Raw genomic sequence first — 11,054 nt, forward strand, 5'->3', positions numbered from 1 at the left:
GAGCAGCGGGTTGGTCGTGTTCGGATACGTGCCGCGAATCTTCTTCTTCGCCTTGCGCGGGTCCGAGGAGATCTTGTTCTGCGGTTTCGCGGGGTCATCCAGCTTGAACTTGCGGTTCGCGGCCAGGGCCCGGACCTTGCCGGTGCCCGGCTGAATCGCGGCGAGCAGCAGGGCGTTCTTGTTGTTCTGCGAGATCTCTTTGCCGATGTTGTCGCGGGCGGCCTGCTGGGCCTTGACGTCCATCGACGTCTGGACCCGGTAGCCGCCGCTCTTGAGCCGCCGCTCCCGGTCGTACGTGCTCGTGCCGAACTCCGGGCGGCTCAGCCACCAGCGGTAGAAGTAGTCGCAGAAGAAGCCCCAGTGGTTCTTCGCCACCGACACACAGCCGTTGCCCGGGCGCTTGACCGTCCTGCTGATCTTCGTCGCAATCGCCTTCTTCGCCTCCACCTCCGTGACGAAGCCGAGCTCCAGCATGTCGTTGACGACGTATTCGCGGCGGATGAGGAGCTGCGGGTAGCCGGTGGCGGTGGTCGGGTTGAACGCGCTTGGTGCCTTGACCATGCTGGCCAGCTGGGCGGACTCGGCGACCGTGAGGTCCTTGGGCTTCTTGTTGAAGTAGACCTGGCTGGCGGCGTAGATGCCGTACGCGCCGTTGCCATAGGGCGCCTTGTTCAGGTAGCCCTCGAGGATCTTCTGCTTGGAGAGATCCTTCTCGATCTGCAGCGCGTACTTCATTTCGTTGATCTTGCGCTTCGGGGAGTCCTTGGTGGCGTCGACGACCTCCTGCGGCTTGGTCGCCGAGTAGGCCAGGGACATCCGGACGAACTGCATCGTCAGCGTGGAGGCGCCCTGCTGGGACTTGCCGCTCTTGTTGCTGACGATCGCCCGGGCGACACCCTTGAGGTCGACGCCGTTGTGCTTGTAGAACTCGTGGTCCTCGGCCGCGATGATCGCGTTCTGCATGTTGATCGAGATGTCCTTGAGCGGCACCTCGCTGCGGAACTCGTCGTAGAACGCCGAGATCAGGGTCTTGTTGTCCGCCGCGAAGACCCGGCTGATCTGCGGGGCGCTCGCCTGCTTGAGCTCGCTCGGGAGGCTGGCGAACGTCTCGCCGCCGGCCTTGGCCGCGAGCCCGGACATCGCCACGGCGGGGAAGGCGGCCGCGGCCACGACTACGCCCGCGAGCAGGCCACAGATCAGCAGCGAGGTCGCGTTGGCGAAGATGTTGTGATCGCGTCTGCGCATCCAGGAGGTCACCTGAGCAGGGTACGCGAAAGATACACGTGACCGCCGGTATAGAAGGTCACGGTTCGCCCAGAATGATCCTCCCTCTTCCCTCGGCTGAGCGTGGCGTATTCCAGGAATTTCTTCGAACTTCTGGATGTCCGGTCAGCCCGAGATGCCCGGAACTACCGAGGTATACGTTTTTGAGGGACAACGTTGCGTAATCGCCCGACTACAGAGCATGATGATCCGGCGAGCTATCGCACGACGTCTGTGTGACTTGAGGGGACATGAGTCTGCGGACGTCAGGGGAAGCAAGGGGGGACGTGAACAGATGGGAATGATCAGCGACTGGCCCAGCATGGCGGCGTGTCAGAGTGGCGACCCTGACGCGCTGTTCGTGCAGGGCGCCGAGCAGAACGTGGCGAAGAGGATCTGCCGCAGCTGCCCGGTCCGCTACGAGTGCCTGGCCGACGCTCTGGACAACCGGATCGAGTTCGGCGTCTGGGGAGGCATGACCGAGCGGGAACGGCGCGCACTGCTGCGCCGGCACCCGCACGTGGCGAGCTGGCGGAAGATGTTCGAAGCCGCGCTGCGGGAGAAGGGCGCCGACAAGGTGCTCGTCTCCACCCGCTGATTCTTTTCAGTGCTGGCTCTGTCTCAGGAAAGTGCTGCACCGATTGTCCGCAGCCCGTCGACGTCGTGCACGTCGGCGGGCTGCGCTGTCACCGCGACCGAGGGGACGTCCGGGAACGCGTCGGTGAACGTGGCCGCCACCCGAACCTCCCGGTCGATCAGCCGCAGCAGGGCCGCGTGGACGCGCAGCGCGTCGGCGGTGGCCTGCTGATCCCCGGCCGCGTCCAGCGCGGCCGCCGCGGCCTCGGCTTCCGCCGCCGGCACCGTCTCCAGCGCGGCCTCGTGGGTGCGGTTGAGCACCAGGCCGGCGAGCGGCATCCGCTCCGCGACCAGCCGCTCCGCGAAATACGCGGCCTCCCGGACCGCGTCCCGCTCCGGGGCCGCGACCAGCAGGAACGCGGTCTGCGGGTCCTGCAGGATCCGGTACGTCTCGTCGGCGCGCTGGCGGAAGCCGCCGAACATCGAGTCCAGCGCCGCCACGAAGCCCGACAGGTCGGTCAGCAACTGCGCGCCGAGGATCTTCTGCACCGCCCGTGAGAACAGCCCGAACGAGGCCGTGACCAGGCTGAACATGCTGCGACCGCCGCGGGCCGGCGCCATCAGCATGCGCAGCATCCGGCCGTCGAGGAACCGCGACAGCCGGGCCGGGGCGTCCAGGAAGTCCAGAGCCGAGCGCGACGGCGGGGTGTCCACCACGATCAGGTCCCACTCGTCGCCCGCCCGCAACTGGCCCAGCTTCTCCATCGCCATGTATTCCTGCGTGCCGGAGAACGTCGAGCTCATGGCCTGGTAGAACGGGTTCGCGAAGATCTCCGCGGCGCGCTGCGGCGAGGTGTGCGCCTGCACCACCTCGTCGAACGTGCGCTTCATGTCGAGCATCATGGCGTGCAGCTCGCCGCCGGTGGCCTCGGTGTCGATGCCCTTGACCTGCCGCGGCGTGTTGTCGAGCTCGGTCAGGCCCATCGACTGGGCCAGCCGGCGGGCCGGGTCGATGGTCAGCACCACCGTGCGCCGGCCGTGCTGCTCCGCCGCCCGCAGGCCGAGCGCCGCCGCCGTGGTGGTCTTGCCCACGCCGCCGGCGCCGCAGCAGACCACGATTCTCGTGGCCCGATCGGCCAGCAGAGCGTCGACGTCCAGGCGGGGGGCGGTCTGATCAGCGGCCACGATCCGAGGGTACTGACTCGGCGCCCTTGACGCGGTGTGGAGCACTGCGGTGTGTGGCGGGTCAGACAGTCTTCAGTCAAGTCAAGGGCGGCGGCGGGGCGGTCGGACGGGACTCATCAGCCTCAGACACTCATCAGCAGCGCGGCCATCTCGTGCAGGCCATCGCGATCCACCCCGTCCGCCAGCAGCGGCAGCTCCACCATCGGGCGGCCCAGCTCGGCCAGCTCCGTGCGCAGCGACTCCTCCAGCTCCCGGCGGGTCAGGTGCGCCCTGGCCTCGGCATGCAGGCCGTTCACGGTCGCCGGGTCGGTCGGCAGGCCGGCGGCGGCCAGGCCGCGCTTGAGCTCGGACTTGGTGACCTTGCCGGTGGTCAGCAGCGGCGGCCGGGCGCCGTTCACGATGATCCGGCCGACCGGGATGCCCAGCGCGGTCAGCTCGGCGATCGCGTCCAGGCTCTCCTGGACCGGCATCTCCTCCAGCAGCGTGACCACGTGCACCGAGGTCATCGGCGAGCGCAGCAGCGAGGCCACCCCGTCGCTCTGGGTCTTGATCGGGCCCATCTTGGCCAGCTTGGCGGTCTCCGCGGTGACGTTGAGGAAGCGCCCGATCCGGCCGGTCGGCGGCGCGTCCAGCACGACCGCGTCGTAGACCCGCCGGCCGTCCGACGAGCGGGTCGTGGCCTCCTTCACCTTGCCGGTGAGCAGGACGTCGCGCAGGCCCGGCGCGATGGTGGTGGCGAAGTCGATCGCGCCGATCTTGCGCAGCGCCCGGCCGGCCGCGCCCAGCCGGTAGAACATGTCGAGGTATTCGAGCAAGGCCTCCTCGGGATCCACCGCCAGCGCCCGGACCTCGCCGTCCCCCCGGACCGGGGTCGCGATGCGGCGTTCCGCGTACGGCAGCGGATCTGTGCCGAACAGCTGGGCGATGCCCTGGCGCCCCTCGACCTCGACCAGCAGGGTGCGATGCCCGCCCGCCGCCAGCCCGAGCGCGAGCGCCGCCGCCACGGTGGTCTTGCCGGTGCCGCCCTTGCCGGTCACGACGTGCAGGCGCGCCGGCCAATCGTTGCTTGCCACAGGATCGAGGGTACGGCGTGGACTCCTCAACCGAACTCGCCTGGGTTTTCCGCCGCGGGTGGGCTCAGCCGCTTACGTCACACACGAGCCAGCCGGTCTTGCGCACCACCGTGAAGGTCAACTGCTGGTAGGCCGTCTTCTCGTCGTCGGTGATCATGGTGAGCTGCACGCCGACCGTGGCCCGCTCGCCGGTCTGGTTGGAGACGGCCGGGTCGTTCCAGCGGAAGGAGGGCGCGTCGTACTCGTTCGCGTAGCCCTTGATCTGGTCGATCCGGCTCGTCAGCTTCTGCGCGTCGCGGGCCTCGCGGCAGACGGTGTCCCCGGCGGTGGCCGCGTCCTGCACGGTGTAGACGGCGGTCATGAAGCGGTTGACCGCCGTGGCCGGGTCGGGCGCGCCCTTGCCGCTCTCGGCGTCGCGGAGCAGCAGATAGGCCGAGACCGTGCCGCCGCCGAAGATCAACAGCGTGAGGATAAGGGCGGTCACGACCCAGAACGGGCGCTTGTGCCTGGGCGGCCGATCGAGCACCACGGTCTCGGTGGCGTGCGGATCGAACGGCACCTCCCACGAGTGCGGCAGCATGCTCAGCGGGATCGCCTCGGTCGGCTCGTCGTGCTGCACACCCGGCTGCACCTCGGCGGGTGGCGAGTGCTCCAGGGCGAGGTGCTCCGGCGGCTCGGTGCGCCACTCGCCGGGCTTCTCGTGCCGGGCGTGGAAGGGCCCGGCCGGCGGCGGCTGATGCCACACCGGCTCGCCGACCAGCACCTCGGTCTCGGCAGCCGGCGGCTCGCCGCCCGGCATCCCGACAACCGTGGTATCGCCATCCGACTGGAACGAAGTGCCCGGCTGGGTGCCGGCGGCAGCCTGGGCCGCGGGGTCCGGGTGGCCGGGCTCGCCCGGATAGGAGCCGACCGGCGGCCACTCGAGCTGACCGGTGGGCGGCGGGGCGTCGATGAAGTCGAAATCCGGCTCCTCGGCGGCGGCGATCGAGGAGGTGCGCGCCGCGATCGACGAGGTGCGCGCCGTTTCGCCATGGGACGGTTGCGTCATCGTGCCTCCTCGGCCGGCGGAGTCGGGGCCGCACCGCCCCGGTGCTCAGCGTAACGAAATCCGGACAGCCGCGAGGCTGCTCCGGCCGCCTGGCTAGGCTGTCGCCGAAGTCGCCGGGCACCAGCCCGCGCCGAGTGACAGGGAGCTGGACGAGCAATGCAGAAGTGGGAGTACGTGACCGTGCCGCTGCTGGTCCACGCGACCAAGCAGATCCTCGACAACTGGGGCGAGGACGGCTGGGAGCTGGTGCAGGTCGTGCCCGGCCCGAATTCCGAGCAGCTCGTGGCGTACATGAAGCGGGCCAAGTCGTGACCACGCCGGTGACCGGCGAGGGCGGCGTGGACGCGTACGCCCGGCTGGCGGAGCTGGGCCTGACGCTGCCGACGGTCGTGCCGCCGCTGGCGTCGTACGTGCCGGCCGTGCAGTCCGGCAACTATGTCTACGTCTCCGGTCAGGTGCCGATGGTCGACGGCAAGCTGCCGTACGTCGGCAAGGTCGGCGGGAACGTGACCGTTGAGCAGGGCACCGAGATGGCCCGGATCTGCGCGCTGAACGCGCTCGCCGCGATCGACGCGCTGGTCGGGCTGGGCCGGCTCGTGAAGATCGTCAAGCTGACCGGCTTTGTGGCCTCGGCGGAGGGCTTCACCGGCCAGCCCGCGGTGATCAACGGCGCCTCGAATCTCTTCGGCGACGTGCTGGGTGAGCTGGGCCGGCACGCCCGCAGCGCCGTCGGCGTCGCCGAGCTGCCGCTGGGCGCCCCCGTCGAGGTCGAGGTCATCGCCGAGATCGCCTGATCCGCGTAGTGCATGTTGATTTCCCGCGGTGTCGTGACCGCCGGTGACCGGATCGCACATCCGGTCCCCGGCCGGTCAGCGCAGCGCGACGTACGATTCGGGGCATGGGGGCCGCCGAGGTCGAGAAGCTGCCGGGCTGGGTCACGCTGTTGCGTGCGCCCAACGCTGGACCGATGACCCTGGACGGCACGAACACCTGGGTGTTGCGTGCCCCGGGCGAGGAGCATGCGGTCGTCATCGACCCCGGTCCGCTGGACGAGGATCATCTCGCCCGGATCGCCGAACACGGACCGTACCTGTTCATTCTGGTCACTCACGGTCATCATGACCATGTGCAGGGCGCCGCGCGTCTCTCCGAGATCCTGGGTGGGACGCAGGTGCTGGCGGCGGACCCGCAGCACGGCGTGCTCGCCGGCCCGCTGGAGCGGGACGCGCGGCTCGACGGCGGCGGCCTGGAGATCCACGTGCTGGACACGCCGGGGCACACCGGTGACTCGATCTGCTTCCTGGTGGAGTGCGGCGGCGAGCGGGTCATCTTCACCGGCGACACCATGCTGGGCCGGGGCACGACCGTGGTGGCCTGGCCGGACGGCGACCTGGGTGCTTATCTGACGAGTCTCGGGCGGCTGACGGCGTACGAGCGGGTCCCGATGCTGCCGGGGCACGGCCCGGCGCTGACCGACTGCGCCGAGGTCGCCCGGGCCTATCTCGCCCACCGCCGGGAGCGGCTCACGCAGGTCCGGGCCGCGGTCGCGGCCGGGGCGGAGTCGGCCTCGGCCGTCGTCGACGCCGTCTACCCGGACATCGCACCAGAAGTCCGTTTCGCCGCGGTTTGGTCGGCGCGCGCGCAACTCGAATACCTGAGGCGGGAATCACAGGCCGCCCCGGAACAGTTGGACCCGCTGTGACCTGTCCTGTGTGTGGAACCGTCGCCGTTCCCGGTGCCCGTTTCTGCCACAACTGTGGTGCCGCCCTGCCCGCCGCGGCCACGCTGCCCGCGGCGGAGCGGCGGATCGTCACCGTGCTCTTCGGCGACCTCTCCGACTTCACCTCCTGGTCGGAGGATCTCGACCCGGAACGGGTCGGCGCGGTCACCGACCGGGTGCTCGCCGCCCTGGCCGGCGCGGTCAAGACCTTCGGCGGGCACGTCGACAAGCTCACCGGCGACGGCATCATGGCCGTCTTCGGTGCGCCCGTGGCGCACGAGGACGACGCGGAGCGTGCGGTGCGGGCCGCCCTGAGCATGCAGCGGGCCGTCCGCCGGGTGCTGGACGACGAGCGGGGCGGCGGGGCACCGCTGGGCCTGCGCGTCGGGCTCAACACCGGCGAGGTGGTCGCGGGCATCCAGGCCTCGATCGAATACACGGTCATCGGCGACACCGTGAACACTGCCGCCCGGCTGGCCGACGCCGCCGCGGTCGGCGCGGTCTACGCGGGCTCGCGGACCTCGGCCGGCACCCGGCACGTCGCCTCGTGGCGGCAGCTGCGGGCGCTGCGGCTGAAGGGCAAACGCGAGCTGGTCCCGGCGTACGAGCTGCTCGGCCTGCACGACGCGCCGGGCACCCGGTCGGGCCTCGGCGACGAGGCCCCGTTCGTGGGCCGGGAGACCGAGCTGGGCCGGGTCGCCGGCCGGCTCGCCGAGGTCATCGACTCGGGCACACCCCGGGTCATGGTGATGACCGCCGAGGCCGGCATCGGCAAGACCCGCTTCGCGGGCGAGGTCAAGCGGCTGGCGGCCGGCTACGACGTCGGCGCGGGCCGGTTCGCCACCCAGACCGGCGCTCGGGTGCTGCGGGCCCGGTGCCGCGCGTTCGGCGAGCGCCGCCGCTTCGCGCCCCTGGCCGACCTGGTGCGCAAGTCCGTGGGCCTGCCCAAGGACGTGTCCGCCACGATGAACCGGACGGTGGTCGAGGAGCGGCTGCGCAAGCTCGTCGCCCGGCTCACCCGCGACGGCGGGGCGCCGGAGCTCGACCTCGACCGCCTGCTCGCGCTGCTGGGCTACGGCGAGGCCCCGGCCAACCCGGTGGGCCCGGCCGCGGTCGCGGAATATCAGCCCACCGGCGGCACCCAGGCGGAGACCGAGACGATCCCGAGCGCGGTCGCCGGGCTGCTCAGCGCCCTGGCCCGGGAGACCCCGCTGGTCGTCATCGTCGACGACCTGCACGACGCGACCGCCGAGACGATCAACGCGCTCGGCGCCGTGCTCTCCCGCCTGGAGGGGCCGGTGGTCCTCATGCTGCTCGGCCGCCCCGAGCTGGTCCGGACCGCGGGCGCGCTGACCCGGCTGGCCGACGCCGAGATCCACTCCTTGCCGCCGCTGCGCGGTGCGGACGCGTCCCGGCTGCTGACCTCTTATCTCAACGGGGGCAAGCTGCCGCAGGCCGACGCGGACCGGCTGCTCGCGACCGCCCAGGGCAACCCGTTCTACCTGGCCGAGCTGGTCACGCTGCTGATGGAGCGCGGCGCGCTGATGCCCGCCGTCGGCGCGAACGCGGCCGGCAAGTGGCAGCTCGCCGCCGGTTCGCTGGGCAGCCAGCTGCTCTCCCGCGACCTCGCGGCGGTGCTGGCCGCCCGCATCGACGCGCTGCCCACCGAGCCGCGCTCGGTCCTGCGCGACGCCGCGGTGGTCGGCGACCGGGTGCCCACCGGCGTCATAGAGGCGCTGCGTGAGCGCCGGGCCCCCGCCGACGCCCGGCCGGGCGCGGTGGCCGCAGTCGAGCTGGAACGGGCCGTCGACGAGCTGCTGCAACGCCGCATGCTGCACCGGGTCCGCGGCGGGTACGCCTTCAGCACCCCGCTGATGCGCGAGGCCGCCTACGCCGGGCTCGGCAAGGCCGACCTCGCCGACCGGCACGCCTACCTGGCCCGCTGGGCCGCGCCGGAGACCGTGACGGCGCTGGGTTACGACGGTGCCAGCCGGCTCAGCCTCAGCGAGAGCGAACGGGACGCGTTCGTCGCGACCCACGCCGAGTGCGCGGTCGAGCTGGCCGACGCGGTCCGGTTGCGCCCCGACGCCACGGCCCGGGACGTCGCACCGCTGGCCATCGCGGCGCTGAGCCGGATGGCCCGCCGCGCGCTGGCCAACATCGAGCCGGCCGCCTCGATCAGCTACGCGGAGCGGGCCGCCGCCATCGCCAAGGACAGCCTGCCGCTCTCCGACCAGCTCGTGCACGCCCGCGCGCTGCTGCGCCTGGGCCGGGCGGGCGAGGCGCTGAGCTACGGCGAGAAGATCGCCAAGAGCGCGGACGACGAGCCGGTGTGCCGGGCCGAGGCGTTGCTGGTCGTCGGCCGGGCGCAGGAGGCGCTGGGCGACACCGCGCGGGCCGTCGGGGCCTGGCAGCAGGCGCTCGACGTCGCCACCGAGGCCGAGCTGGCCCCGGAACGCGCCAACGCGATGCGCCGGCTGGGCATGGCCGACTTCCTGGCCGGCAAGCTGAGCCAGGCGAGCAGCCGGTTCGCGGCCGCGTACCAGGTCACGCTCGCCGCCGGGGACCGGCACGGACAGGCCTGGGCGCTGCAGAACCTGGCCTGGGTGACCACCACCCGGGGTGACTTCGCGGGCACGGACGCCGTGCTCGGGCGGGCCGCCCGCCTCTTCGCCGAGCTGGGCGACCCGGTGGGCCGCTCCTGGCTGCGTGGCACCACGGCGTTCGCCCGGCTGCTGGCCGGGCGGCTGCACGAGTCCCGCCGGCTGGCCCGGATCTTCCTGCCCTTCGGCGACCGGGTCGGCGAGGGCTGGGCGGTGGGCACGCTGCGGGCGGTCGAGGCGTACGCGGCGGCCGAGCTGGGTGACCTGGCCGAGGCGGACGGCGAGGCGCGCCGGGCGTACCGGGACTTCGAGGCCGTCTCCGACGACTGGGGGCGCGGGCTGGCGCTGGTCGTGCGGGGTGCCATCGCGCGCGGCCTGGACCAGCCCGAGCACGCCGAGGACCTGCTCACCGACGCGCTGGCGTACGCCGACCGGACCGGCCACCCGCTGCTGCTCGGCATGGCCGGGACGCTGCGCGGTTTCGTGGCCCTGCAGCGGGGTGACGTCGAGGCGGCCGAGGCAGACGCCCGCCGGGTGATGGCCGCGGTCGAGCCGCACAACCCGCTCGCCCCGGCGCAGGTCGGGCCGCGGGTGCTGCTCGCCGAGGCGCGCCTGCGGGCCGGGGACGCCGCCACCGCGATCGGGCTGCTCGCGCCGATCGCCAGCGACACCGGCGGCTCGCTGCTCTTCTCCCGCCGGCACGCGCTCGCGTCGTACGCGTCCGCGCTGCTCGCCGACGGTCACATCGACGCGGCGGCGACGTGGATCCGGCGCGCCCGGGAGGTGCCGGCCGAGGACGTGCGCAGCGGAGTGATCGCGGCGATGGTCCTCGCCCGGGTGAATGCGGCGGCCGGTTCCCTGGAGCTCGCCCGGGCCGCCGCGGAGGAAGCAGTGCTGCTGGCGCACTCCTCGGAACAGCTCAGCGAGCGCGCCGCGGCGGAGGATCTCAGGGACGCATTGGCGCATTCCATCGTGGAACCGCCGGAATCTGTCGCGTACGCGTCTGACGTGCCGGGATGAAGCCGACCACCGGTCGCGTATTTTCTTATCCGTGACCCACACCCCGCCCGGCCGCCTCCCCGCACCCTACGTGCCTGGCATGTCCGGCTTGTCGGTCATGGCCCGAGGTGGGTATGCCACCGTCTACCGTGCGACCCAGGACTCCGTCGGCCGTGACGTCGCCATCAAGGTGGAGAACAGGACCCTGGACAACGCCCGTGACCAGGCCCGGTTCCTGCGTGAGGCGAAAGCGGCCGGCCGCATGTCGTCGCATCCGCACGTCGTCGACCTCTTCGACGTGGGAGTGACGGTCGACCAGCACCCGTACCTGATCATGGAACTTTGCGACGGGTCGTACCTCGACCGGATGCGGGTCTCCCCGCTGACCGCCGTCGAGACCCGCGACCTGGGCGTGAAGATCGCCGACGCGCTGGTGCACTCGCACGCCAACGGGGTGCTGCACCGCGACGTCAAGCCGGCCAACATCCTGTACTCGCACTTCAACCCGGCCGTGCTCGCCGACTTCGGACTGGCCGTGCTGGGCGAGATGCGCGATTCGTCGGTCACCCTCGAGGTGCTCACCCCGG

At 71.7% G+C, this 11,054-nt stretch carries 10 protein-coding genes; 6 read left to right on the plus strand and 4 right to left on the minus strand.

All coding sequences use genetic code 11. The features are described from left to right. Positions 1-1,245: transglycosylase domain-containing protein (locus DMB66_RS54465; protein ID WP_233625515.1), on the minus strand; the 1,245-nt coding region annotated here is incomplete at its 3' end. A 313-nt stretch (positions 1,246-1,558) separates the two neighbouring features. On the opposite strand from DMB66_RS54465, the gene DMB66_RS54470 reads away from it, so the two are divergent. Then, positions 1,559-1,861 carry a WhiB family transcriptional regulator gene (locus DMB66_RS54470; RefSeq protein WP_041832981.1) on the plus strand — a complete coding sequence of 101 codons (303 nt, stop codon included), beginning with the start codon at positions 1,559-1,561 and terminating at the stop codon, positions 1,859-1,861. 23 nt (positions 1,862-1,884) lie between these two features. On the opposite strand, the gene DMB66_RS54475 is transcribed toward DMB66_RS54470, so the two are convergent. The 3 genes from DMB66_RS54475 to DMB66_RS54485 form a co-directional block, all read right to left on the minus strand. Then, the gene (locus DMB66_RS54475; RefSeq protein ID WP_125811913.1) at positions 1,885-3,024 is read right to left on the minus strand and encodes an ArsA family ATPase; all 1,140 of its coding nucleotides are present in this window, start codon (positions 3,022-3,024) and stop codon (positions 1,885-1,887) included. Positions 3,025-3,146: 122 nt separating this feature from the next. Then, complete coding sequence (locus DMB66_RS54480) at positions 3,147-4,097, minus strand: ArsA-related P-loop ATPase (protein ID WP_125811914.1); 951 nt, start codon at positions 4,095-4,097, stop codon at positions 3,147-3,149. Positions 4,098-4,161: 64 nt separating this feature from the next. After that, a complete protein-coding gene (locus DMB66_RS54485) occupies positions 4,162-5,145 on the minus strand; it encodes a hypothetical protein (protein WP_125811915.1) in 984 nt (327 codons plus the stop codon). Positions 5,146-5,301: 156 nt separating this feature from the next. On the opposite strand from DMB66_RS54485, the gene DMB66_RS54490 reads away from it, so the two are divergent. From DMB66_RS54490 to DMB66_RS54510, 5 genes are all read left to right on the plus strand, one after another. Beyond that, entirely contained in the window at positions 5,302-5,457 is a 156-nt protein-coding gene (locus DMB66_RS54490; protein WP_125811916.1) for a DUF4177 domain-containing protein, read from the plus strand. Continuing rightward, positions 5,454-5,939: a RidA family protein gene (locus DMB66_RS54495; protein WP_199753195.1), complete on the plus strand. Its 486-nt coding sequence runs from the start codon at positions 5,454-5,456 to the stop codon at positions 5,937-5,939. Before DMB66_RS54490 ends, DMB66_RS54495 begins: the two co-directional genes overlap by 4 nt. Before the next feature lie 104 nt (positions 5,940-6,043). Continuing rightward, on the plus strand, positions 6,044-6,847 hold the full coding sequence (locus DMB66_RS54500) for an MBL fold metallo-hydrolase (RefSeq protein ID WP_125811917.1): 804 nt from the start codon (positions 6,044-6,046) through the stop codon (positions 6,845-6,847). Beyond that, positions 6,844-10,488 carry an adenylate/guanylate cyclase domain-containing protein gene (locus DMB66_RS54505; protein WP_125811918.1) on the plus strand — a complete coding sequence of 1,215 codons (3,645 nt, stop codon included), beginning with the start codon at positions 6,844-6,846 and terminating at the stop codon, positions 10,486-10,488. Before DMB66_RS54500 ends, DMB66_RS54505 begins: the two co-directional genes overlap by 4 nt. A gap of 31 nt (positions 10,489-10,519) precedes the next feature. Beyond that, positions 10,520-11,054 (plus strand): serine/threonine-protein kinase (locus tag DMB66_RS54510; protein ID WP_148112883.1); only part of this gene is annotated, 535 nt, incomplete at its 3' end.

This window comes from Actinoplanes sp. ATCC 53533 (assembly GCF_003947245.1).

What these genes read in the sequence shown, in the direction of transcription:
- DMB66_RS54485 (WP_125811915.1), bottom strand. Translation starts at nt 5,145, where the DNA reads ATGACGCAACCGTCCCATGGCGAAACGGCGCGCACCTCGTCGATCGCG.
- DMB66_RS54490 (WP_125811916.1), top strand. Translation starts at nt 5,302, where the DNA reads ATGCAGAAGTGGGAGTACGTGACCGTGCCGCTGCTGGTCCACGCGACC.
- DMB66_RS54470 (WP_041832981.1), top strand. Translation starts at nt 1,559, where the DNA reads ATGGGAATGATCAGCGACTGGCCCAGCATGGCGGCGTGTCAGAGTGGC.
- DMB66_RS54500 (WP_125811917.1), top strand. Translation starts at nt 6,044, where the DNA reads ATGGGGGCCGCCGAGGTCGAGAAGCTGCCGGGCTGGGTCACGCTGTTG.